The sequence below is a fragment of the Streptomyces sp. NPDC101234 genome (assembly GCF_044767525.1).
Taxonomy (GTDB): Bacteria; Actinomycetota; Actinomycetes; order Streptomycetales; family Streptomycetaceae; genus Streptomyces; species Streptomyces sasae.
Map to the genome: position 1 here is coordinate 249339 of NZ_JBIWOA010000013.1, position 24030 is coordinate 273368.

General features: G+C 71.2%; 21 protein-coding genes. 14 read left to right on the forward strand and 7 right to left on the reverse strand.

The annotated features are described in order from the left end of the window. Positions 1–6: 6 nt before the first annotated feature. The 5 genes from ACIRR9_RS24885 to ACIRR9_RS24905 all read left to right on the forward strand — a co-directional run bounded on the left by ACIRR9_RS24885 (position 7) and on the right by ACIRR9_RS24905 (position 6056). Positions 7–1851: a biotin carboxylase N-terminal domain-containing protein gene (locus ACIRR9_RS24885; protein WP_403755620.1), complete on the forward strand. Its 1845-nt coding sequence runs from the start codon at positions 7–9 to the stop codon at positions 1849–1851. An 83-nt stretch (positions 1852–1934) separates the two neighbouring features. Further along, positions 1935–3101 carry an acyl-CoA dehydrogenase family protein gene (locus tag ACIRR9_RS24890; RefSeq protein WP_403755623.1) on the forward strand — a complete coding sequence of 389 codons (1167 nt, stop codon included), beginning with the start codon at positions 1935–1937 and terminating at the stop codon, positions 3099–3101. Positions 3102–3118: 17 nt separating this feature from the next. Continuing rightward, on the forward strand, positions 3119–4723 hold the full coding sequence (locus tag ACIRR9_RS24895; protein ID WP_403755626.1) for a 4-coumarate--CoA ligase family protein: 1605 nt from the start codon (positions 3119–3121) through the stop codon (positions 4721–4723). Further along, the gene (locus tag ACIRR9_RS24900; RefSeq protein WP_403755628.1) at positions 4720–5454 is read left to right on the forward strand and encodes an enoyl-CoA hydratase family protein; all 735 of its coding nucleotides are present in this window, start codon (positions 4720–4722) and stop codon (positions 5452–5454) included. The genes ACIRR9_RS24895 and ACIRR9_RS24900 overlap by 4 nt, the downstream gene beginning before the upstream one ends. 8 nt (positions 5455–5462) lie before the next feature. Then, entirely contained in the window at positions 5463–6056 is a 594-nt protein-coding gene (locus ACIRR9_RS24905; protein WP_403755630.1) for a TetR/AcrR family transcriptional regulator, read from the forward strand. 97 nt (positions 6057–6153) lie between these two features. Here the strand turns inward: ACIRR9_RS24905 and ACIRR9_RS24910 are convergent, their stop codons facing one another. Beyond that, a complete protein-coding gene (locus ACIRR9_RS24910) occupies positions 6154–7254 on the reverse strand; it encodes a citrate synthase 2 (RefSeq protein ID WP_403755633.1) in 1101 nt (366 codons plus the stop codon). 139 nt (positions 7255–7393) lie between these two features. Between ACIRR9_RS24910 and pdxH the strand changes: the two genes are divergently transcribed. Then, entirely contained in the window at positions 7394–8086 is a 693-nt protein-coding gene (gene pdxH, locus ACIRR9_RS24915; RefSeq protein ID WP_403755636.1) for a pyridoxamine 5'-phosphate oxidase, read from the forward strand. A 266-nt stretch (positions 8087–8352) separates the two neighbouring features. Here the strand turns inward: pdxH and ACIRR9_RS24920 are convergent, their stop codons facing one another. Beyond that, the gene (locus ACIRR9_RS24920) at positions 8353–8793 is read right to left on the reverse strand and encodes a hypothetical protein (protein WP_403755638.1); all 441 of its coding nucleotides are present in this window, start codon (positions 8791–8793) and stop codon (positions 8353–8355) included. Positions 8794–9070: 277 nt separating this feature from the next. Between ACIRR9_RS24920 and ACIRR9_RS24925 the strand changes: the two genes are divergently transcribed. Then, positions 9071–9469 carry a RidA family protein gene (locus tag ACIRR9_RS24925; RefSeq protein WP_403755641.1) on the forward strand — a complete coding sequence of 133 codons (399 nt, stop codon included), beginning with the start codon at positions 9071–9073 and terminating at the stop codon, positions 9467–9469. Positions 9470–9621: 152 nt separating this feature from the next. After that, positions 9622–11037 (forward strand): PAS domain-containing protein, encoded by a 1416-nt coding sequence (locus ACIRR9_RS24930; RefSeq protein ID WP_403755644.1) that lies wholly within the window; start codon positions 9622–9624, stop codon positions 11035–11037. 7 nt (positions 11038–11044) lie between these two features. On the opposite strand, the gene ACIRR9_RS24935 is transcribed toward ACIRR9_RS24930, so the two are convergent. Beyond that, a complete protein-coding gene (locus ACIRR9_RS24935; RefSeq protein WP_403755647.1) occupies positions 11045–11800 on the reverse strand; it encodes an SIS domain-containing protein in 756 nt (251 codons plus the stop codon). 245 nt (positions 11801–12045) lie between these two features. Between ACIRR9_RS24935 and ACIRR9_RS24940 the strand changes: the two genes are divergently transcribed. Together ACIRR9_RS24940 and ACIRR9_RS24945 are read left to right on the forward strand one after the other, a co-directional pair. Beyond that, on the forward strand, positions 12046–12738 hold the full coding sequence (locus ACIRR9_RS24940; RefSeq protein ID WP_123976148.1) for a metal-dependent transcriptional regulator: 693 nt from the start codon (positions 12046–12048) through the stop codon (positions 12736–12738). Between the two features lie 510 nt (positions 12739–13248). Further along, entirely contained in the window at positions 13249–14139 is an 891-nt protein-coding gene (locus ACIRR9_RS24945; protein ID WP_403755650.1) for an alpha/beta fold hydrolase, read from the forward strand. Between the two features lie 125 nt (positions 14140–14264). Here the strand turns inward: ACIRR9_RS24945 and ACIRR9_RS24950 are convergent, their stop codons facing one another. The 3 genes from ACIRR9_RS24950 to ACIRR9_RS24960 all read right to left on the reverse strand — a co-directional run bounded on the left by ACIRR9_RS24950 (position 14265) and on the right by ACIRR9_RS24960 (position 17516). Continuing rightward, positions 14265–15854 carry a transporter gene (locus tag ACIRR9_RS24950; RefSeq protein WP_403755653.1) on the reverse strand — a complete coding sequence of 530 codons (1590 nt, stop codon included), beginning with the start codon at positions 15852–15854 and terminating at the stop codon, positions 14265–14267. After that, positions 15851–16621, reverse strand: a complete 771-nt coding sequence (locus tag ACIRR9_RS24955) for an ABC transporter ATP-binding protein (protein WP_123976151.1) — start codon at positions 16619–16621, stop codon at positions 15851–15853. The genes ACIRR9_RS24950 and ACIRR9_RS24955 overlap by 4 nt, the downstream gene beginning before the upstream one ends. A gap of 232 nt (positions 16622–16853) precedes the next feature. After that, the gene (locus tag ACIRR9_RS24960; RefSeq protein WP_403755656.1) at positions 16854–17516 is read right to left on the reverse strand and encodes a bifunctional DNA primase/polymerase; all 663 of its coding nucleotides are present in this window, start codon (positions 17514–17516) and stop codon (positions 16854–16856) included. A gap of 274 nt (positions 17517–17790) precedes the next feature. On the opposite strand from ACIRR9_RS24960, the gene ACIRR9_RS24965 reads away from it, so the two are divergent. Further along, positions 17791–19176 carry a transcriptional regulator gene (locus ACIRR9_RS24965; RefSeq protein WP_123976153.1) on the forward strand — a complete coding sequence of 462 codons (1386 nt, stop codon included), beginning with the start codon at positions 17791–17793 and terminating at the stop codon, positions 19174–19176. Between the two features lie 201 nt (positions 19177–19377). Then, on the forward strand, positions 19378–20967 hold the full coding sequence (locus ACIRR9_RS24970) for a hypothetical protein (protein ID WP_403755660.1): 1590 nt from the start codon (positions 19378–19380) through the stop codon (positions 20965–20967). A gap of 40 nt (positions 20968–21007) precedes the next feature. On the opposite strand, the gene ACIRR9_RS24975 is transcribed toward ACIRR9_RS24970, so the two are convergent. Next, a complete protein-coding gene (locus tag ACIRR9_RS24975) occupies positions 21008–22312 on the reverse strand; it encodes an ABC transporter substrate-binding protein (RefSeq protein ID WP_403755663.1) in 1305 nt (434 codons plus the stop codon). A gap of 117 nt (positions 22313–22429) precedes the next feature. Here ACIRR9_RS24975 and ACIRR9_RS24980 point away from each other — a divergent pair, with 117 nt between their 5' ends. Beyond that, entirely contained in the window at positions 22430–22930 is a 501-nt protein-coding gene (locus ACIRR9_RS24980) for a hypothetical protein (protein WP_384573565.1), read from the forward strand. 116 nt (positions 22931–23046) lie between these two features. After that, positions 23047–23931, forward strand: a complete 885-nt coding sequence (purU, locus tag ACIRR9_RS24985; RefSeq protein ID WP_123976157.1) for a formyltetrahydrofolate deformylase — start codon at positions 23047–23049, stop codon at positions 23929–23931. Positions 23932–24030 lie beyond the last annotated feature (99 nt).

The following is a 24030-nucleotide window of genomic DNA, read 5'->3' on the forward strand; positions in this document are numbered from 1 at the left end:
GATCAAGTGATTTCGACCCTGCTGGTCGCCAACCGCGGCGAGATCGCCCGCCGGATCTTCCGCACCTGCGCCGAACTCGGCATCAGGACCGTCGCCGTGCACTCGGACGCCGACGAGAACGCGCTGCACGCGCGCACGGCCGACACGGCGGTACGGCTGCCGGGCAACACCCCCGCCGAGACGTACCTGCGCGGCGACCTGGTGGTGAAGGCCGCCGTGGCCGCCGGCGCGGACGCCGTGCACCCCGGGTACGGCTTCCTCTCCGAGAACGCCGACTTCGCCCGCGCCGTCCTCGACGCCGGCCTGCTCTGGATCGGCCCGCCCCCCGCGGCGATCGAGGCGATGGCGTCCAAGACGCGCGCCAAGGAGCTGATGGGGATCGCGCCGCTCGGTGACGTCACCGAGGCGGACCTGCCGGTGCTGGTGAAGGCGGCCGCGGGCGGCGGAGGGCGCGGCATGCGCATCGTGCGCCGCCTCGACGAACTGGGCACCGCGCTGGAGGGCGCGCGCGCCGAGGCCGCCAGCGCCTTCGGCGACGGCGAGGTCTTCGTCGAGCCCTACATCGAGCGCGGCCGCCATGTGGAGGTGCAGATCCTCGCCGACACGCACGGCACGGTGTGGCCGCTGGGCACCCGCGACTGCTCGCTCCAGCGCAGGCACCAGAAGGTGATCGAGGAAGCGCCGGCACCCGGGCTCCCCGAAGGCCTCGTGAAGGAGCTGTACGCGCTGGCCGTGCGCGCCGCGCGCTCCGTCGCGTACGTCGGCGCGGGCACCGTCGAGTTCCTCGTCGCCGACGGCAGGGCCCACTTCCTGGAGATGAACACCCGCCTCCAGGTCGAACACCCCGTCACCGAGGCCGTGTCCGGCATCGACCTGGTCGCGGAACAGCTCCGCGTCGCCGAGGGCCACGCACTCCCGCTCGACGCACCACGCGCCCGCGGCCACGCCATCGAGGCCCGCCTCTACGCCGAGGACCCCGCCCGCGACTGGACCCCGCAGACCGGCACCCTGCACCGCCTCGCCGTACCCGACAGCGTCCGCCTGGACACCGGGTACACCGACGGCGACGAGATCGGCGTCCACTACGACGCGATGCTCGCGAAAGTCGTCGCGCACGCCCCCACACGCGCGGAAGCGCTGCGCAAGCTGGCGCACGCGCTCGAAAACACCACCCTGCACGGCCCCACCACCAACCGCGACCTCCTCGTCCGCTCCCTGCGCCACGAGGAGTTCACCGCGGCCCGCATGGACACCGGCTTCTACGAGCGCCACCTCACCGAGTTGACGGCGCCCGCCCCCGATCCGCACGCCCCCCTCGCGGCCGCCCTGGCCGACGCCCACGGCCGCTCCCGCTTCGGCGGCTGGCGCAACGTCTCCTCCCAGCCGCAGACGAAGCGCTACCTGATGGCGGGCGAGGAGCACGAGGTCCACTACCGGCACACCCGCGAAGGCCTCACCGCGGACGGCGTGCGGGTCGTGCACGCGGGCGCGCGTCTGGTCGTACTCGAAGTGGACGGCGTACGCCGGAAGTTCGAGGTGTCGACGTACGGCGACCAGGTCCACGTCAACAACACGGCCCTCACCGTCCTGCCCCGCTTCCCCGATGCCAAGGCTCAGTTGGCACCGGGTTCGCTGCTCGCACCGATGCCGGGGACGGTCGTACGGGTGGCGGAGGGGCTGGAGGAGGGGTCGGCCGTGGAGGCCGGCCAGCCCCTCCTCTGGCTGGAGGCGATGAAGATGCAGCACCAGATCACAGCGCCGGTGACGGGGACGCTGAGCGAGCTGCGGGTCGTGGTCGGACAGCAGGTAGACCCCGGCTCTCTACTGGCGGTAGTGCAAGCGCCCCGATAGGGGCGCTGGGGGTACCCCCGGCCGAAGGCTGGGGGAGGAACTGCGCGAGCAACCACGACGATCCCGCACCCGAAGGAGCCACCATGCCCCCTCAAATCGAATCCGACGAGCACAAGGCACTCCGCGCAGCGGTTGCCACCCTCGGCGCCAAATACGGCCGCGACTACATCACCCGAACCATCACCGAGGGCCGCCACCCCACCGAACTCTGGCAAGAGGCGGGCAAGCTCGGCTACCTCGGCGTCAACCTCCCGGAAGGGTACGGCGGCGGAGGCGGCGGAATCACCGAACTCTCCATCGTCCTCGAAGAACTCGGCGCCGCGGGCTCCCCGCTGCTCATGCTCGTGGTCTCACCGGCGATCTGCGGCACCGTGATCGCCCGCTTCGGCACCGAGCACCAGAAGCGGGCCTGGCTCCCCGGACTCTCCGACGGCTCACTCCTCATGGCCTTCGGCATCACCGAACCCGACGCCGGCTCCAACTCCCACCGCATCACCACCACCGCCCGCCGCGACCCGGACACCGGCGACTGGCTCCTCACCGGCCGCAAGGTCTTCATCTCCGGCGTCGACATGGCCGACGCGGTCCTGATCGTCGGCCGCACCGAAGACGCCCGCACCGGACGCCTCAAGCCCTGCCTGTTCATCGTCCCGACGGACGCCGAGGGCTTCCACAAGCGCCCGATCGACATGGAACTCCAGGCGGCCGAGAAGCAGTTCGAGCTGACCCTGGACGACGTACGGCTGCCCGCGGACGCACTCGTCGGCGACGAGGACGCGGGCCTGCTGCAACTCTTCGCCGGCCTCAACCCGGAACGGATCATGACGGCCGCCTTCGCGATCGGCATGGGCCGCCACGCGCTGTCCAAGGCGATCGAGTACGCGCGCGACCGTACCGTCTGGAAGACCCCCATCGGCGCCCACCAGGCCATCGCACACCCCCTCGCCCAGGCACACATCGACCTCGAACTCGCCCGCCTGATGATGCAGAAGGCGGCGCAGCTGTACGACGCCGGGGACGACGTCGGCGCAGGTGAGGCCGCCAACATGGCGAAGTACGCGGCGGGTGAGGCCTGCGTCAGGGCGGTCGACCAGGCCGTGCACACCCTCGGCGGCAACGGACTTACCCGTGAATTCGGGCTCGCGTCTTTGATAACAGCCGCACGTGTGGCTCGTATTGCTCCGGTGAGCAGGGAGATGATTCTCAACTACGTCTCCCACCAGACCCTGGGCCTGCCCAAGTCGTACTAGGCCGCCTTGGAGGAATCGTGTTCCGCAGCGCGTACGCAGACGTCCCGCCCGTAGAACTCCCCATCCACGAGGCGGTGCTGGGCCGGGCCGCCGAGTTCGGCGACACGCCCGCCCTGATCGACGGCACCGACGGCACCACCCTCACCTACGCACAACTGGACCGGTTCCACCGGCGGATCGCCGCCGCGTTCGCCGACGCGGGCGTCCGCAAGGGAGACGTCCTCGCCCTGCACAGCCCGAACACGGTCGCCTTCCCGACGGCGTTCTACGCGGCCACGCGCGCGGGCGCCTCCGTCACCACCGTGCACCCGCTCGCCACGCCCGAGGAGTTCGCCAAGCAGCTGAAGGACTCCGCGGCCCGCTGGATCGTCACCGTCTCACCGCTCCTGCAGACCGCCCGCCGGGCCGCCGAACTCGCGGGCGGCGTCGAGGAGATATTCGTCTGCGACAGCGCGACCGGACACCGGAGCCTGCTCGACATGCTCGGCTCCACCGCCCCCGAGCCGAAGGTCGACATCGACCCGGCCGAGGACGTCGCCGCGCTGCCGTACTCCTCCGGCACCACCGGCGTCCCCAAGGGCGTGATGCTCACCCACCGGCAGATCGCCACCAACCTCGCCCAACTGGACGTCTCCGTCCCCTCCGGCCCAGGCGACCGCATCCTCGCCGTCCTGCCGTTCTTCCACATCTACGGCCTCACCGCGCTCATGAACGCGCCCCTGCGCAAGGGCGCCACCGTCGTCGTACTGCCCCGCTTCGAGCTGGAGACCTTCCTCAAGGCGATCCAGACCCATCGCATCACCGGCCTGTGGGTCGCCCCGCCGATCGTCCTCGCCCTCGCCAAGCACCCGCTGGTCGAGCAGTACGACCTGTCCTCCCTGAAGTACGTCATGAGCGCCGCCGCGCCCCTGGACGCCCAGCTCGCCACGGCCGGCGGACAGCGCCTGGGCCTGCCGCCCGTCGCGCAGGGTTACGGCATGACGGAACTCTCGCCCGGCACCCACATCGTGCCCCTCGACGCCCTCGACCAGGCACCGCCCGGCACGGTCGGCAAGCTCATCGCAGGCACCGAGATGCGGATCGTGTCGCTCGACGACCCGCACAAGGACGTCGGCGTCGGTGAGCCCGGCGAGATCGCCATCCGCGGCCCCCAGGTCATGAAGGGCTACCTCGGCAAACCCGAGGCCACCGCCGACATGATCGACCCCGACGGCTGGCTGCACACCGGGGACGTCGGCCATGTCGACGCCGACGGCTGGCTCTTCGTCGTCGACCGCGTCAAGGAACTCATCAAGTACAAGGGCTTCCAGGTGGCCCCCGCCGAACTGGAGGCACTCCTGCTCACCCACCCGGGCATCGCCGACGCCGCGGTCATCGGCGCCTACAACGAGGACGGCAACGAGATCCCGCACGCCTTCGTCGTCCGCCGGTCCACCGCCGACGACACCGCCGAGCTCACCGAGAACGAGACCATGCTCTACGTCGCCGAACGCGTCGCACCCTACAAGCGCGTCCGCAAGGTCACCTTCATCGCCGGGGTCCCCCGCGCGGCCTCCGGGAAGATACTCCGCCGCGAACTGCGCGAACTCGCCAAGACCGGGGAACCCGAGGAGGGCCCATGACGTTGATCGGACACACCCGCGAGCGAGCCGTCACCACCCTCAGCCTCGACTCCGCCGACACCCGCAACGCCCTGTCCGCCGCCCTCGTCACCGAACTCGCCGAGGCCCTCACCGACTGTGCCAAGGACCCCGACGTCCGCGCGGTCGTCCTCACCCACACCGGTACGACCTTCAGCGCCGGCGCCGACCTGCGCGACCCGCCCCATCCCGACGCCCTCGTCCAGCTCCTGCGCCAGATCGTCGAACTGCCCAAGCCGGTCGTCGCCCGCGTCACCGGCCACGTCCGCGCGGGCGGCCTCGGCCTCCTCGCCGCCTGCGACATCGCCGCCGCCTCCACCGAGTCCACCTTCGCCTTCACGGAGGTGCGGATCGGAGTCGCCCCCGCGGTGATCTCCCTCCCCCTCCTCCCGCGCACCGACCCCCGCGCCCTCGCCCGCTACTACCTCACCGGCGAACGCTTCACCCCCGCCGAAGCCGTCCACCTGGGCCTGCTCACCACGACGGCCGACGATGTGGACAGCGCCCTCTCACCCATCCTCGACGGCATCCGCCGTTCCTCGCCCCAGGCCCTGGCCGAGACGAAACAGCTGCTCACAGCTAGGGTGCTGGAGACATTCGACCGGGACGCGGCCCACCTCACCGCGCTCTCGGCCCGGCTGTTCTCCTCCGACCAGGCCCGCGAGGGGATGACGGCCTTCCTCGAACGACGGGATGCGGCGTGGGTGGTGTGAACACGGGTATGAGCACGGCGGAACGCGCCCCGAAGCAGGACCGCAGCCGGGCCACCCGGCAACGGCTCCTGGAAGCCGCCGTGGCCTGCCTCGCGGAACACGGCTGGGCGGGCTCCACGGTCGCCGTCGTCGCCGAACGCGCCGGCGTCTCCAGGGGCGCCGCCCAGCACCACTTCCCGACCCGCGAGGACCTCTTCACCGCGGCCGTCGAATACGTCGCCGAGGAACGCTCCACGGCCCTGCGCGCCCTGTTCCCGCAGGGCGCGGGCGACGACCGCCGGGCCGTCGTCTCGGCCCTGGTCGACCTCTACACCGGCCCCCTCTTCCGCGCCGCCCTCCACCTCTGGGTGGCCGCCTCCAACGAGGACCAGCTCCGCCCCCGGGTCACCGAACTGGAAGCCCGGGTCGGCCGCGAGACCCACCGCATCGCCGTGGACCTCCTGGACGCCGACGAGACCCGCCCAGGCGCCCGAGAGACAGTCCAAGGCCTCCTGGACATGGCAAGAGGCCTGGGCCTGGCCAACCTGTTGACGGACGACAGGGGGAGGCGGGAGCGGGTGGTGGCGCAGTGGGCGCTGCTACTGGACGAGACCCTGGGCTGAAAAGCAGGGCCCGAACGGCCCCCTTTTCAGGGGCGCGGGGAACTGCGCGACCAGCCACACACCACCCGCAGTCGCCGATGTTGCTCAGCCACCCTTCTCAGTGGGCGATATCCGCATACCCTTCGATGTCCTGAGGACTCCTGGTCCCCGGCCCCACATACTCCGCCGAAGGGCGAACCAACCGCCCCGTCCGCTTCTGCTCAAGAATGTGCGCCGACCACCCGGCGGTCCTCGCACACGTGAACATCGACGTGAACATGTGCGCCGGCACCTCCGCGAAGTCCAGCATGATCGCGGCCCAGAACTCCACGTTGGTGGCGAGCACACGATCCGGCCGACGGTTGTGGAGCTCCTCCAGCGCCGCCTTCTCCAGCGCCTCCGCGATCTCGAACCGCGGCGCCCCCAGCTCCCGCGCAGTACGCCGCAGCACCCGTGCCCGCGGATCCTCGGCCCGGTACACCCGGTGCCCGAACCCCATCAGCCGCTCACCCCGGTCCAGGGCCTGCTTGACGTACCCGACCGCGTCCCCGGTCCGCTCGATCTCCTCGATCATCCCGAGCACCCGGGACGGCGCACCCCCGTGCAGCGGCCCCGACATGGCCCCCACCGCACCCGACAGCGCGGCGGCGACATCCGCACCGGTGGAGGCGATGACCCGGGCCGTGAACGTCGATGCGTTCATGCCGTGCTCGGCGGCAGAGGTCCAGTACGCGTCCACGGCGGCGACATGCTTCGGATCCGGCTCCCCCCGCCACCGGATCATGAACCGTTCGACCACCGAGTGCGCCTTGTCGATCTCCTGCTGCGGCACCATCGGCAGCCCCTGCCCGCGCGCGGACTGGGCGACGTACGACAGCGCCATGACCGCGGCCCGCGCCAGGTCCTCCCGGGCCTGGGCCGCGTCGATGTCGAGCAGCGGTTTCAGCCCCCACACCGGGGCGAGCATGGCGAGCGCGGACTGGACGTCCACCCGGATGTCACCCGAATGGACGGGGATCGGGAACGGCTCGGCCGGCGGCAGCCCGGGATTGAAGGCCCCGTCGACGAGCAGCCCCCACACGTTCCCGAACGAGACGTGGCCGACCAGATCCTCGATGTCGACGCCCCGGTACCGCAGGGCGCCCCCCTCCTTGTCCGGTTCGGCGATCTCCGTCTCGAACGCGACGACTCCTTCGAGCCCGGGTACGAAGTCGGACATGGGGCGGCTCCTCATGGGTGTAGGCGGAGGCAACAGCACCATAACTCCGAGTGCCATGGTTGGGGAGCCCAGCGGCACTCAGTGCCACACCCGATGCCGCACTCCGGTGCCGCACAGAGCGATACGGCAAGATGACCGCGTGACCGACCGCGACGCCGCCACCTCCGACGAACCCATCCTCGACCCCGCCGCGATGCGCGAGCACTACCGGGCCGAGGGCTTCGACGAGCACGAACTGGCCGCACACCCCATGGACCAGTTCACCCGCTGGTTCGAAGAGGCAGCGCGGGCGGCCGCCGACGGCATGATCTACGAACCCAACGCGATGGTCGTCTCCACCGCCGATGCCGAGGGCCGCCCCAGCTCACGCACGGTCCTGATGAAGCAGTACGACACCCAGGGCTTCGTCTTCTACACCAACTACGACTCCCGCAAGGCCCGGGACCTCGCCGCGAACCCGTATGTCTCGGTGCTCTTCCCCTGGCACCCCATCGGCCGCCAGGTCGTCGTCACCGGCACCGCCCGCCGCACCGGCCGCGACGAGACCGCCGCGTACTTCCGCACCCGCCCGCACGGCTCCCAGCTCGGCGCCTGGGCCAGCACCCAGTCCACGGTCATCTACTCCCGCGCCGAACTCGACGCGGCCTACGCCGAGCTCAACGCCCGCTACCCCGAGGGCGAACAGGTCCCGGTGCCTCCGCACTGGGGCGGCTTCCGCATCGCCCCCCAGACCGTCGAGTTCTGGCAGGGCCGCCAGAACCGCCTCCACGACCGCCTCCGCTACGTCGCCGACCCCGACGGCAGCTGGCACGTGGAACGCCTCAGCCCCTGACAGCCCCCACAAACGCAGACGACCCGCGAGCTCGGGTCCCTCCGCCTGGGCGAAGGAGCCGGCCGGACGTACCGGCGAGCTCGCGGGTCGGGTGACTGCGTTGGATTGGCCGGCTGCATGCGTCTGGCGCACGCCGGTCCGGCACCGCACATCGTGTGGTGGCGAGCCGTTAGCCCGCAGCCACCTCGCGCGTCCGGGTTTCACTCATTTACCCGATCACCTCCTTTCCTACGTAACCGCCACCCTAAGAAGCTGCGGGGAAGGACTCAACTGTTTTTCGGAGGTGTTTGCGGAGGCGCTTCTCGTTGGGCGCTGTAGCCGTACCCGTCGCCCCGCTGCAGAAGCCGCAGATTCCAGTGCGAAACGTTGAGACGGCCTTGGGGCGTGGTGAGGCTGTGCTGCCCCCTGGCCCGGACGGAAACACGCCCGGTCCAGGTACCCGCCCACTTGCCAGAGGGGACGACGGCACGGACGAGGTCCCCGGTGACGTACCCGAAGTGCTGCTTGGTGCGGGAGCGCCGCAGTCGCGGGAAGCCGTACCGGGCGGGTGTGGTGCGGACGTACGAGCCGCGTCCGGTGGCCTTCGCGACCAGGACCCGTTCGGGGAATCGTACGATCGCGTCTCCGCCCTCGTGATCGAGGTGTCCGACGGACAGCGCGTCGAGGGCGTGCGTCTTACCGAGGCCGGTGGCGGTGCGGTTGCTCATGGTGACAGGTCCGCGCCGGACACATCGGAGAAGCCGTGGTCGCTCAGTTCGGCCATGGTGCGTCCGTATCCGCAGCCGTAGTCCAGGACCCGGGCGGTCCGGCTCACTCCCGCCATCCAGGTGGCGTTCAGCGGATGGTGAACGTCTTCGTGGCCCCGATGCCGTCCCAGTACGCGATCTGAGTGTCGAGATCCGTCATGCAGGTGCAGCGTACGGCTCTTCAGGGCACTCTCCTGTGCCCCTTGATCCATTTCCGGGACCCCCTAGCGTTCGGGGCATGACAAAGCGCCGGGTGATTCTCAGTGGGTCCGTGTTCGAGGAGGAGATCGGGTATGCGCGGGCGGTGGTGGACGGGGACTGGGTGCATGTGTCGGGGACGACGGGGTTCGACTATGCGGCGATGACCATTTCCGAGGACGTGGTGGAGCAGGCCGAGCAGTGTCTGCGGAACATCGGGGACGCGCTGGCCGAGGCGGGGTGTGGGTTCGGGGATGTGGTGCGGGTGCGGTATCTGCTGCCCGTGCGGGAGGACTTCGAGCCGTGCTGGCCGGTGCTGCGGCGGGTGTTCGGGGAGGTGCGGCCGGCCGCGACGATGATGGTGTGCGGGCTGGCGGATCCTCGCATGAAGATCGAGATCGAGGTGTACGCGCGGCGGGCGCCGGGAGACGGCGCGTGACGGGTCTGCGGCTGGGATTGTGAACGACCGCTTGCAACGATTCCTTCAATCTTGTGGGAACACAGTGTGGGCTGCGTCACGTTCGAGTTGAATGAAGGGCAGTGAGTGAACCGACGCGCCGTGCGTGCGGACGCAGCCTGATGGGGGTCCAGGTGAGTGCTTCCCGGCGTAGTGGGGCCACGGACGAGCTGGGGCCCGACGGGCCCGAGCCGGAACCGGAGCGGGATGCTCCGGAGGACTCGGGCGGGTCCGATCTGCTCGCCGCGCTCCTCGACGGCATGGACGCGGCTCTGTGCGCCTTCGACGCGGACGGTTTCGTCACCCACTGGAACCGTGAGGCCGAGCGGATCCTCGGGTGGACGGCGGCCGAGGCGGTGGGGCGGCGCGGGTTCGCCGGGTGGGCGGTGCGCGAGGCGGACGCCGAGGAGATCGAGGGGCGGCTGATGGCCGCCATGCATGCGTCCGGGCGGCAGGTGCACGAGTTCGCGCTGCTCACGAAGAACGGCGGGCGGGTGCTCGTACGGACGCAGTCGGCCGCGGTGCGCGGTCCGGACGGGAAGCCGGCGGGTGTGTACTGCGCGTTCAGCGAGGTGCACGCGCAGATAGACCTGGAGCGGTCGATCGCGCTGAGCGAGGCGCTGTTCGAGGACGCGGCCTGGGGTGTCGTACTCGTGGACGCGGATCTGCGGCCCGCCGTGGTGAACGCGCACGCGGCCCGGGCGCTCGGTATCGGGCGTACGGCGGCGCTGGGGCGGCCGCTGGGCGAGTTGCTCGCGGTGGGCGTGGAGGACCTGGAGGGTGCGCTCACGCATGTGCTGGCGGAGGGTGCGCCGCCCGCGCCGGCGGAGATGTGGGTGAGCGTACGGACGGCGGAGGGCGAGCAGCGCCGGTGCTGGCGGTCGGGGTTCGTGCGGCTGGCGTCGCCGCTCGCGGAGGAGCCGGTGCCGCTCGGGGTCGGCTGGCTGTTCCAGGACGTCACGGAGGCCAAGCAGGGCGAGCAGGAGGCGGCTGTGCTGCGCTTCCGTGTCAACCAGCTGCATCGCGCCGCCCGTGCCGCCGCCGAGTGCGAGGATCCGGCGGAGGCCGCGACGGTCCATCTGGACTTCGCGTTGGCGGGGTTCGCCGATCATGCGGTGATCGACCGGGTGGTGGGCGGTTCCCGGGGTGACGGCGATGTCGGGCCGGTGCGGCTGGTGCGGATCGCGGCCACGCCCGCCGGTGCGCCGGGGCCGAGCCTGCTGACGGGCGCGGCGGGGCTGCCGGTGCGCTACGAGGAGGGGCATCCGGCGCTGCAGTGTGTGGAGCGGGCCGGGAGTGTGCGGGCGGACGCCGGGTCGGTGCCGCCGGACCGGGCGCGGGCGTGGGCGCTGGACCGGCAGTGGCCCGGCGACGCGGTGCACGCGATGTGCGCGGTGCTGCGCAGCCGGGGGCGGACGTTCGGCGTGGTGACGTTCCTGCGCGGGGCGGGCCGGAGCCGCTTCGAGCGGGTGGACGCGACGTACGCGGAGGACGTGGCCGTGCGTATCGCGACGGCGCTGGATCTGACGGGGCTCCTGAGAGAGCACTAGCGTCGCACTAGTGCTGGTAGAAGATGCGGTCCCGGTACTCCTCGAACACACGGGCGTTCCATTCGTGGCCGCCGTCGACGTTGCCGGAGCGCAGCAGCGGGGGTTCGACGCCGCGGTCGGCGAGGGTGGCCGCGGTGGTGGCCAGGACCGCCTGGAGCAGGGCGCTGGTGACGACCGTGGAGGCGGGTGCGAAGGGCGCCGGGATGGTGTCGAGGGTGAGTTCCGCGTCCCCGACGGCGATCTTCGAGTCGAGGACGACGTCGCAGTGGTCCTTGAGGTAGGTGCCGGAGGAGTGCCGGGAGGCGGTCTGCGTGGCGTAGGCCACGGAGGTCACGCCGATGACCTTGGCACCGCGTTCGCGGGCGCCGATGGCCATCTCCACGGGCATGGCGTTGCGGCCGGAGAGGGAGATGATCACGAGGGCGTCGCCGGTGCGCAGGGGTGAGGTGTCGAGGACCGCGGTGGCGAGTCCGTCGACGCGTTCGAGGCGGGAGCCGAGGGTGGCGGGCATGACGTCGACGCCGACGAGACCGGGGACGGCGAGCAGGTTCATGAGGGCGAGGCCGCCGGCGCGGTAGACGACGTCCTGGGCGGCGAGTGAGGAGTGGCCGGCGCCGAAGGCGAACAGCCGGCCGCCGGCCGTGACGGTGTCGGCGAGGAGGGTGCCGGCGACGGCGATGGCCTCGGCCTCCTCGTCACGGACCCGTTGCAGGAGGCCGATGGCGGCGTCGAAGAACAGGTCGGCGGGCGTGCCGTCGCTCATGCGTTGCCCCTTCGCAGCGTCAGCGGCAGCGCTTGTGTCAGCGTCTGCGTCGCGGATCACCCTCAGGTCTGGACCAGCATGGTGTCAATATGGCCGCACGCCGGCCGCACGCGTACCGCACTTCGGCTGCCCTCTTGAGGCTCCCTTTTGTCGGTGCGGCCCGGTTGTCGGTGGGATCCGGCAGAATTGGTTGCAGGGCCAGCGCACGCGGCCGGGCTTCCGGCAGAGGTAATCGAGGGGCACGTATGTCCGGACTGATCGACACCACGGAGATGTATCTCCGCACCATCCTCGAGCTTGAAGAGGAAGGCGTGGTGCCCATGCGCGCCCGTATCGCGGAGCGGCTCGACCAGAGTGGGCCGACGGTGAGCCAGACGGTGGCGCGGATGGAGCGGGACGGGCTGGTGTCCGTCGCCAGCGACCGCCATCTGGAGCTGACCGACGAGGGCCGCCGGCTGGCGACGCGCGTGATGCGCAAGCACCGGCTCGCCGAGTGTCTGCTGGTCGATGTGATCGGCCTGGAGTGGGAGCAGGTGCACGCCGAGGCGTGCCGCTGGGAGCACGTGATGAGCGAGGCGGTGGAGCGGCGGGTGCTGGAGCTGCTGCGTCACCCGACCGAGTCGCCGTACGGCAACCCGATCCCGGGCCTGGAGGAGCTGGGCGAGAAGGACGGCGCGGACCCGTTCCTCGACGAGGGCATGGTGTCGCTGGCCGACCTGGACCCGGGTGCGGACGGCAAGACCGTGGTCGTACGCCGGATCGGGGAGCCCATCCAGACCGATGCGCAGTTGATGTACACGCTGCGGCGGGCGGGCGTGCAGCCCGGTTCGGTGGTGAGCGTGACCGAGTCGGCCGGCGGGGTGCTGGTGGGCAGCGGTGGTGAGGCGGCCGAGCTGGAGGCGGACGTCGCCTCCCATGTGTTCGTCGCCAAGCGCTGAGCTCGCGGTGGCGTTCAACTTCCTTTGTATGCAGGGAAGTTGACGTTCCTCTTCGGCGTCCTGCCTCGGTGTGTCGAACGCGCCGAATCCAAGATTCAGTGCGCCGAATCGCAGCGCTCGAACGTTTCGCGTGCGAGGCTGTCGCGAGAGGCATATGACCTGAGGGGGCGGGGAGGATGTGCCGAAGACGTGGAAATGGACACGGGGGCGGACATGGGTTTGGCCCCGGCACCTTGCGGTGCCGGGGCCTGTCCTCCCCATCGCTGACCCGGAGCCCCGAGCTCCCAGGGTCATCCCCTCGGACCGTTTTTCCCCGAGCGGTCCGCCCCCCGCAGAACAAATCCCCCCGGCGGCGCCGATCATGCCTGAGCAGGGGTCACTCGAACGAGGGGTGTTGCCCGCAGGAGCCCTATTTTCGAATAGGTATTCGATAGTCTGCAGCGGTACCGAAACACCAGGAAGCGATACGAGGCGACACTAGGCACGCGGAGCTAGGGGGGTGCCAGGCCCATGGCACGGCGCATCGACGTGACAGGAGCCGGCGGCGTACACCTCGCCGCCTGGGAGTTCGCGGACCCGCCCAAGAAGGACGATCCAGCACGGCCGGGCGCCGACCGTGCCGACCCCGACCACTCGTCCCCCGGCGTGCTGTTACTGCACGGCCTGATGGGCCGCGCCTCGCACTGGGCGTCCACCGCCCGCTGGCTCTCCGAGCGGTACCGCGCCGTCGCCCTCGACCAGCGCGGCCACGGCCAGAGCGACAAGCCCCCGCAGGCCGCGTACACCCGTGAGGCGTATGTCGAGGACGCCGCGGCCGCCGTCGAGCAGCTGGGCCTCGCCCCGGCCGTGCTCGTCGGCCACGCAATGGGCGCGCTGACCGCCTGGCAGCTCGCCGCGAAGCGCCCCGAACTGGTCCGGGGTGTGATCATCTGCGATATGCGGGCCTCCGCGCTGGGCGCGGCCTCGCAGCGCGAGTGGGCCGACTGGTTCAAGTCCTGGCCCGTTCCCTTCGCCACGCTCGCCGACGTCCGCAAGTGGTTCGGCGAGGACGATCCCTGGGTGGAGCGGCCGAACCCCGCGCGCGGGGAGTTCTACGCCGAGGTGATGCACGAGAGCGGCGACGGCTGGCGGCCCGTGTTCGACCCCGACCGGATGCTGAAGTCCCGGGAGACCTGGGTGTACGACGCGCACTGGGAGGAGCTGGCGCAGGTGGAGTGCCCCGCGCTGGTCGTGCGTGGGGTGGACGGGGAGCTGGGACGGGCGGAGGCGCAGGAGATGGTCCGGGTGCTGCCCCGGGGGGAGTACGCCGAGGTGGCTGATGCCGGGCATCTGCTGCCCTATGACCGGCCGGAGGCCTGGCGGGCGGCTGTGGAGCCGTTTCTTGAGCGGGTGGGGGAGTGAGCAGCGCCTACTGGGCAGGGGATCAGGTGCGTCGGCGGCTGCGGGTCGTGTGTGGTTGCTCGCGCAGTTCCTCCCCCAGCCTTCGGCCGGGGGTACCCCCAGCGCCCCTGAAAGGGGCGCGGCAGTCACCCCTTGCTGACAGCCGAAAGGATCTCCGGCAAGTGGGCCGCCGTGCGCGGTGCCGCTGCGTGTAGGCCTGCCCATGTGATGCCCGCCCCGTAGGCCGCCCCCACCGGCAGCAGCACCCAGGTCCATTCCCCGCCCTCCGCGCTCACGTTCAAGGCGATCGTCAGGACGATCACGGGGGCGCACAGCAGGGCCGCCGAGACCATGCCGCCGAAGATCGCGATCCAGGCCAGGCCGGTCTGGCCCGCCGCGACGTTCCGGTGGCCCTCCTGGGGGATGGAGTAGGGGAAGCGGGCCGAGGTCCAGGCGCCGGTCGCCAGCATCGCGCCGAGGAGCGCGAAGGACAGGCCGAGCACCTCGGGCAGCCGGGGCCAGTCGCCCAGCATCGCCGTGGTCAGGACGGTCACCAGCGTCGCGTACGGCAGGGTGATGACCAGCAGGGCCAGCGCCCGTCCGCGCAGTTCGACGTAGGCGTCGCGGGCGGACGAGATGGTCATGGCCACCATCCAGAAGGCCGACGTGTCCTGCCCGAACTGGTTGTACATCTGGATGCCGAGCATCCCGGCGGCGAAGCACGCGAAGTAGATCGACCCGGTGCCCTGCAGGGCGTTGAAGACGGGCACGATCAGACCGATGGCCAGCGAGGTCACCCACGCGGCCTTGGTCTTGGGGTCGCGCCAGACGTAACGGAGGCTGCGCATCATCACCGTACCGGTACGTCCGGAGGGGAGCAGCCGGCCCAGACCGTCACTCGACGCCGGGCCCCGGCCGGCCGAGTCGGGCGCCTGGAGCGTGGAGCCGTCCGGCGCGGTCATCAGCCGGGTCAGCGTCCGCGCCCAGGCACCGACGAGCAGCGTCAACGCGGCGGCGCAGAGGGCGAGCTGAGCGACGGCCGTGCCGTACGACCCCTCGCTCGCCGAGTGCACCGCCGCGATCGCCGAAGCCGGCGGCAGCCACCGCACCACGTCGGCCACCGGCGCGAGCTCCCCGAGCCCGGCCGAACCCAGGCTCCGCGCCCCGAAGTTGACCAACTGCGCCCCGACGGCGATGACAAGGCCGCTCAGTACGGCCAGGTCTCGTCCCTTGCGACTGGTCAGCAGTCGTACGTTGGCGGCGGCGACCGCCCGTGCGAGGGCCACGCAGACCAGCAGCGCGAGGACGACGGCGACGACCGCGACGCCGTACCCGGCGGCCCCGTGCGCCACGGACACCGCACAGCCCACCAGCAGCAACAGCGTGAACAGCGGGCCGATGCCGACGAGCGAGGCGGCGAGGAGGGCCCGTACCAGCGGCCGGGGCCGCAGTGGGAACATCACCAGGCGGGTCGGGTCCAGGGTCTCGTCGCCGCTCGGGAAGAACAGCGGCATGAACGCCCATCCCAGCGCCAGTACGGCCGTCACCAGCACGGCCACCGCATCCGCGTGCGGGTGGCCGCGCAGCAGGACCAGACCCAGCAGCTGCAGTGCCCCGAACAGCAGCGCGACGACCGCCGACGCGACGAACGCGGCCCGCCGGCCACCGGACTGCCGCAGCCCGTTCCGCAGCAGCGACAGCTTCAGCCGTACGACGGTGGAGGTCACGTCCGTCATCGCGCCCCGCCGCCCAGCCAGTCCAGATCCGAGGCCGTGTCCCGCCCGCTCGCCCCGACCAGTTCCAGGAACGCCGCCTGGAGGGTGGTGTGCGCCCCGCGCACGTCCTCCAGCGTCCCCGTCGCGCGGATGCGTCCCGCCGCCATCACCGCCACCCAGTCGCACAGCGACTCGACGAGTTCCATGACGTGCGAGGAGAAGACGACGGTCGCCCCGGAGGCGGTGTAGCGCTCCAGCACGCCCCTGATGGTCTGCGCGGACACCGGGTCGACGCCCTCGAACGGCTCGTCCAGGAAGAGGACTTCGGGGTTGTGGAGGAGAGCGGCCGCGAGCCCGATCTTCTTGCGCATGCCGGTCGAGTAGTCGACGACGAGTTTGTGCTGGGCGCCGGCGAGATCGAGTACGTCGAGAAGCTGGGTGGCCCGCTTGTCGACCTCGGTGCCGGGCAGGCCGCGCAGCCGTCCCGAGTAGCCGAGCAGTTCACGGCCGGAGAGGCGCTCGAAGAGCCGTAGCCCTTCGGGGAGCACGCCGATGCGGGCCTTCACCGCGACCGGGTCCCGCCAGACGTCGTGGCCGACGACCTCGACGCTGCCCTGATCCGGCCGGAGCAGCCCGGTCACCATGGAGAGGGTGGTGGTCTTCCCGGCTCCGTTGGGCCCGACAAGGCCGACGAACTTCCCGGCGGGCAGCGACAGATCGACACCGGCGACGGCAACCTGCTGCCCGAACCGCTTCCAGAGACCACGAACACGAACGGCATCGGTCATGCCAGTCACCCTACGGGGGCGCCAGGTTCTCAAGCGTGCGGGTGGGCGGGGGCTGGGGCACGGGGGTTTCGCTTACCGGCGCCGGCAGGGTGCCGCTGTGGCCGACGTGAGTGCAGCGCCCCTTCAGGGGCGCTGGGGGTACCCCCGGCCGAAGGCTGGGGGAGGAACTGCGCGACCGGCCACACACAACCCGCGCTCGCCACGAAACCGAACCCGGCAGCCCAGTAGGCGGTTACCGATCCCTCCCGCACGCATAGGCCAGCGCCGAGATCAGCTCCTCCGCGTCCGGCAGCCACCGGTTCGCCGCGGTCGGCCGGCACGCCCACTGCACCGCCCCCTGCGACCCGTACCGCGTAGGCGGTGCGGGAACATACGCGCCCTCCCCCAGCGTCGTCAGGTCCAGCGACGCCGGTGACCAGCCCAGCTTCCGTACCAGCTCCGGCACCTTCACCGCTGCCCCCGGCAGCACGAAGAACTGCATCCGGCGGTCGGGCGTCAGCGTCACCGGCCCCAGCGCCAGCTCCATCCGCTCCATCCGGGCGAGCGCCAGGAAACCCGCCGTCTCCGGGACGGACAGCGCGTCGAAGGTACGTCCCGTCGGCAGCAGGATCGACGCCGTCGGCTGCTTCTGCCACATCCGGCGCACCACCGTCGCACTACCGGTCGCCTGCGATGCCCAGTCCGCGCGCGCCGCGTGCGCGCCGGGCGCCGCGCACGCGACCTCCCCGCAGGAGCAGCGCTGCACCCCCTCGACCGCTTCCAGCCAGGTGCCCGCGAAGACGTCCCAGTGGCGCTCTTCGGCGTAGCGTACGGCGGTCTCCAGCAGCGATTCCCCGCGCTGCTTCGGAATCTGAGCGGCTTCGGTGCCCACGATCGTCTCTTCCACGCTCAACACAACTCCCGCGTCCACCTGGAGTTACGGGCGTAGCGCGCGCGGGGGAGGAGCATCTTTTCCGCAACTGGGGCGCATGGGTGCACGTGTGGGGGCGCGCAGGAGGAACCGGGGCGTGAGCGGGTAGTCACAAGTGGGGGGTTGGCGGCGGTCGTGCCCGCAGTTCCGCCGCCTTTACCCGGCAATCCTCGCATGTCCCGCATTTTCGGTATGTCCGCTGGGCAGTGATCGTCAGGGCCGGATCTTTTCCCTACAGGGAGTTCGCAGGGGGTACGCCATGGCCGCAAGGCCTCTCGTCGCGCGGCAGCCGAACGAACGGTTGCAGGCGCTCATCCAGGAGGCGGGGTGCTCGAACGCCGGGCTCGCCCGCCGGGTCAACATGTGCGGCGCCGAGCACGGTCTCGATCTGCGGTACGACAAGACGTCCGTGGCCCGCTGGCTGCGCGGGCAGCAGCCGCGGGGCCGGGCGCCCGCGATCATCGCCGAGGCGCTCGGGCGCAAGCTGGGCCGTACGGTCACGATCGACGAGATCGGCATGGCCAACGGCAAGAACCTCGCGTCGGGCGTCGGTCTCCAGTTCTCGCCGACGGTGCTGGGGGCCATCGAGCAGGTCTGCGAGCTGTGGCGCAGCGACGTGGGGCGCCGGGACTTCCTGTCCGGCTCCTCGGTGGCCGCGTCCGCGCTGGTCGAGCCGAGCCGGGACTGGCTGATCTCCGCACCGGACGCGCAGGTCGCGCGGCAGGCGGGGCCGCGGGTCGGGCCGTCGGACGTCGCGGCCGTGAAGGCCATGACGCAGGCGCTGACGGACCTGGACCACCAGTTCGGCAGCGGGCATGTGCGCCCGGTCGTCGTGCACTACCTCAACAGTGTGGTCTCGGGGCTGCTGGCCGGCTCCTACCGGGAGTCTGTCGGGCGGGAGTTGTTCGCCGCGGTGGCCCGACTCACCGAACTTGCCGGGTACATGGCCGTCGACACCGGCCAACCCGGTCTCGCCCAGCGGTACTACATCCAGTCCCTGCGTCTTGCGCAGGCGGCCGGGGACCGCGGGTACGGCGGCTATGTGCTCGCCGCCTCCATGAGCCACCTGGCCGCGCAGCTCGGGAACCCGCGGGAGATCGCCCAGTTGGCGCGGGCGGCGCAGGAGGGGGCGCGCGGTCGGGTGACCCCGCGCGCGGAGGCCATGTTCTTCGCGGCCGAGGCCCGCGGCCACGCCCTGCTGGGCGATGCGCGGTCGGCGCAGCTGGCGTCCGGGCGGGCCGTGTCGGCGATGGAGGCGGCCGATCCGTCCTCCGGGGACGACCCGGCGTGGATCGCGCACTTCGACGAGGCCTATCTGGCCGACGAGTTGGCGCACTGCCACCGTGACCTGGGCCAGGCCGAGGCGGCCGCGCGGTGCGCCAGGCAGTCGCTGGACGGGCACCCGGAGACCAGGGCGCGGCGCCGGGCGATCGGTTATGTGCTCCTCGCCACAGCCCAGGTGCAGCAGCGTGAGATCGAACAGGCCTGCGCCACCGGTATGAAGGCGGTGGAGCTCCTGGAGACGGTCCGTTCCAACCGGGGCGCCGAGTACCTGGAGGACTTCCAGCAGCGCCTGGAGCCGTTCCGGGACGAACCGGTCGTCAGGGAGTTCGGCGCCCGGCTGGATCTGCAGGCGGCCGCATGAATTCATGCCCCGCGGATGCGTGAACGTGTGGCAAACCACACCTTGCCGCGCAGGAAGCGGCAATTACAGCGCACCGCGGGGCGGTTCTGTTACTGCTGCCACAGGGAACAAGATCGCGGCCTCGGCCGCGTGGCACCTTGCTGAGGGGACCCGGTAGCGTAAACCGACGATTCACAAGGTCCCCCATTAGTAGGAGTCCCGGTGACGCAGAGTGGACAGGGCGAGCCCGCACGCGAAGGCATCGTGCTGCCCTCCGACGGTGGCGAGCCGCTGCTGCCGGGCATGACGGGCGTTCCCGCGGCCATGTCGCAGCCGCCCGCCGCGGCCCCGGCGCCGGCCGCCGCACCCACGGAGGGCCAGGCCTGGGGACAGCCGTGGGGTCCCGGCCATCAGCAGGGCGCGCCGCAGACCCAGCCGGAGTGGCCGCAGGCGGCCGGCCAGGAGTGGAGCACCCCGGAGCAGCCGCCCGCCTGGAACGCCCAGTCCCACGCCGTCCAGTCCCACGACGCCCAGGCGCAGGCCGCCGGCCCGCTCCCGCCCGAGGGGGCGTCGGCACCGTCGTACGGCGGCTACGAGCAGTCGTACGGCTACGGCGCCCAGCCCCAGCAGCCGTACGGCGCCCCGCTGCCCCCGGCCGCCGGCCAGGACCACTACGGCGCCGCGGGCGCCGCGCTGCCGCCCGCCGTCCCGCACGGCAGCCACGGCGGGCATCCTGGCGCGCTGCCGGCCGCCGACGAGGGCGCGACCCAGTACATCCCGCCGGTGCCCGCCGCGCCGGTGGACGAGGGGGCCACGCAGTTCATCCCGCCGGTGGCAGCGGCCCCCGAGGGGGCCACCCAGCTGATCCCGCCGGTGGGTCCGGGCGCGCTGCCGCCGGAGAGCTCCCACGGGCAGACCGGCTACCCGGGCGGGCCGCCCGCGCAGCACTCCGACGCCGACGCCACCCAGTACATAGCCCCGTACCCGGCCGGCGGTCCGCAGGGCGGCGACCGGCAGCCGCCCGCCGAGTTCGACAACCTCTTCCGCAGCGGGCCCGGCGGTGAGCCCCCGGCCGCCTCCACCGCACAGCTGCCCCGCTTCCAGCAGCAGCCGCAGCCGTCCTACAGCCCGCCCCCGCCCGCGCCGTCGTACGAGCAGTACGGCGACGACGACGGCGGCCGGGGCGGCCGCGCGAAGTCGAAGGTGCCGCTGATCGCGGCCGTCGGCGTCGGTATCGTCGTCCTCGGGATCGGGGCCGGTGCCCTGTTCAGCGGGGGCGGCGGCAACTCGGACGACAGCAAGACGGTCGCGGCCTCGGCCTCCGCCACCGGCGGGGCCACGTCCGGCGCGGCCGACCCGGCGAAGGCGCAGGCCGCCGCCCTGGACAAGCTGCTCGCCGACAGCGGCAGCAGCCGGGCCTCGGTGATCGCCGCCGTGGCCAACGTGAAGCAGTGCAACAACCTGGACGGCTCCGCCTCCGACCTGCGCACCGCCGCCACCCAGCGCGCCTCGCTGGTCACCCAGCTGTCGAAGCTGTCCGTCGACAAGCTGCCGAACAACGCCGAGCTGACCGCCGCCCTCACCAAGGCCTGGCAGGCCTCCGCGAACGCCGACAACCACTACGCGGCCTGGGCCGACCAGGTGAGCGCGAAGCACGGCTGCCGCAAGGGCCAGGCCCGCTCCACCGGGCAGACCGCCGCCGGCAACCGTGAGAGCGGCACCGCCAGCAGTCAGAAGGTGAAGGCGGCCGCGCTGTGGAACACGATCGCGAGCAAGTACGGGCTGACCCAGCGGCAGCCGACCCAGCTCTGAGCACGGGCCGGCTGCGGGAACGAACGGGTCGGCCGGCAGGTCAGGTGAGGTCCGCGTTCTGAAGGATCTTCGTCATGTCGAGGGCGTTCTTGTTCGCGGACTGCAGCAGGCCGCCCTTGACGGTCTGGACGTTCACATCGGTGTTGACCAGCCGGGAGAAGCCGGCCGCGGCCAGCTTGCCCTGGTAGGGCCAGGACAGGGTGGGGGTGAGGCCGCCGGTGGAGACCTTCAGGCCGCCGTTGAGGGTGTGGCGCACACTGTCGGAGCTGACCTCGCCGTCGCCGATCTCGTCCAGGACTGCCGTCAGGACCTTGTAGGCGATCCAGGTGGTCTGCACCCCGGCGTCGGCCGGGTCGATCCGGTTGTCGCCGAAGGCCTCCTTGCTGATGACCTTCTTCATCTCGTCCCAGTGCGAGTCCGAGGCCACCGGGTACCAGCCGGTGATGTACGACCCCTCGTACGGGCCGGACGCACCGCCGGTCGAGTTGATCACCGTCTGGTCGACGCTGCCGATCTCGGCGGCCGTCTTCACCTTCGCGTAGTCGCTGCGGGCCCGCTGGAAGTTGTCCATGAAGGTGGCCGTGCGGTCCCCGAGCTCGGGCACCACGCAGCCGGTCTTCAGTGAGTTCGAGGTGGCGCTCTCCAGGGCCCTCTGCGACTGCTTGTCGTACTCGGTGAGGTCCTCGGCCGCGAGCTGGTCGATCGACTTGGCGTGGCCGCCCGCCCGCAGGCCCGAGTCGAGCAGCTGGGGCAGCTGGTCGCCGGCGATGCTGTCGGGCCGGACCAGGGTGACCGGGCCGCAGGAGCCGGCCAGCGCCTCCCCGAGCCCGCTCAGCAGGGTGAGCTGGCCGCCGTTGACCGGGAAGGAGACCGGGCTGGTGAACTCCTGGTTCGAGGCCCCGTAGCCGCCTATGTAGGGGATGGCCGCGCCCTCCAGCGGGGCGAAGTAGGAGTCGCCGAACTGGCTGTAGGAGCCGACCACGGCGACGACGTTCTCGTCGACCGCGCGCTGGGCGCAGCTCGCGGCGCCCACGCTGGTGTTGTGGTCGTTGCAGGTGAGCAGCTTGAGCTTGCGGCCGTGGATGCCGCCCTGAGAGTTGATCCAGCGTATGTAGGCGGACGCCATGGCGGGCATGCCGGGCTTGTTGGTGGCGCTGGTGTCCTGCGGTGCCCACGTCATGATCTTGATGGTGTCGTCCGTCGAGCTCGACAGTCCTGGTACGACGCCGCAGCCGGCGGCGAGTGAGGCACAGGCCGCCATGGCCACCGCTGACAGGGCGGTGGCTCTCACGGGTCGGTGGGCCGAAGTGGGGAAGGTGCTGCGCTTGGGTCGCCTGCCGGTCATGGACACGCACGATTCCGCCACATCTGAAACCCGGGAGTGACCCATGGTCAACGAGGAGTGACGTGGAGGTGAATTACGGGGGCCTCTCACAGGTTCGTGGCGAGGAACGTACGATCGATGACCGTGCAAGGTTCGGAGAACTCTTCCCGTCGCGGCCGTCGCTCCTCCACCATGGGCGACATGCCACTCAACGACATGCCATGGTGGCGCTGGCGCAGCAATGTGCGCTCCGCGCTGCACATGCTTTCCGACCAGGAGTTCCAGCGGAACGTCTGGCTGGTCGGCACGGACGGCTACGGTGATGTGACCGACGCCGTCTACCGGCTGGTCGAGGACACCTGGCTGGACAACTGGTCCGCCGAGAAATACGTCGGGACGATATTCCGCGACTCGCAGGAGGCGGCGCTCGTCGACACCGCCGTGCTGCGGGTGCTGCGGATCATGCACCAGGTCGGGCCGGACGCCCCCGTCTCCGCGTATCTCGACCACCAGGCGTGGCCGGACGCGGTCCGCGCGGCCCGGGACGCCCACATACGTCTCGCGACGAGCGACGGCGACGACCCGGAGGCGCCGCCGCGCAGCCTCGAGGTGCTGCGGATCATGACGCGGACGGCGTGAGCCCGAGGACGTCCGGGTAGGCCGTACCGGGTCAGCGCCGGTCCGGGCTGGTCCGCGCTGGTCCGCGTGGCGGACAGGAGCCGACGGGGGCGGCGGGGCATGAGACCCTGTGGTGCATGACCGATCAGTCCACCCGAGCCCAGGCCGCCCCGGCCGACCAGTACGTCCTCACCCTTTCCTGCCCGGACAAGCAGGGCATCGTGCACGCCGTGTCGAGCTATCTCTTCATGACCGGCTGCAACATCGAGGACAGCCAGCAGTTCGGGGACCACGACACGGGTCTGTTCTTCATGCGGGTGCACTTCTCGGCCGAGTCGCCGGTGACGGTCGACAAGCTGCGGGCGAGCTTCGCGGCGGTCGGTGACTCCTTCCGTATGGAGTGGCAGATCAACCGGGCGGACGACAAGATGCGCATCGTCCTCATGGTCAGCAAGTTCGGGCACTGCCTGAACGACCTGCTCTTCCGCGCCAGCATCGGCGCGCTGCCGGTGGAGATCGCGGCCGTTGTCTCCAACCACACCGACTTCGCCGAGCTGGTGGAGTCGTACCACATCCCCTTCCGCCATATCCCGGTGACGAAGGAGACGAAGGCCGACGCCGAGGCCCAACTGCTCGAACTCGTCCGCGAGGAGGACGTCGAGCTGGTGGTGCTGGCCCGCTATATGCAGGTTCTCTCGGACGACCTGTGCAAGCAGCTCAGCGGCCGGATCATCAACATCCACCACTCGTTCCTGCCGAGCTTCAAGGGCGCGAAGCCGTACCACCAGGCGCATGCGCGGGGCGTCAAGCTGATCGGCGCGACGGCGCACTACGTCACGGCGGACCTCGACGAGGGCCCGATCATCGAGCAGGAGGTCGAGCGGGTGGGCCACGACGTCACCCCGGACCAGCTGGTCGCGATCGGCCGCGATGTGGAGTGCCAGGCGCTGGCGCGGGCGGTGAAGTGGCACGCGGAGCGCCGCATCCTGCTCAACGGCCGACGGACGGTCGTCTTCGCCTAGTGGGCAGGGGAGTTCTGTCGTAGGGCGGCTGCGGGTGGTTCGTGGTTGTTCGCGCCCCCGAAAGCGGGGCGCAGCCCCGTCTTTTCCGGGGCGCGGGGA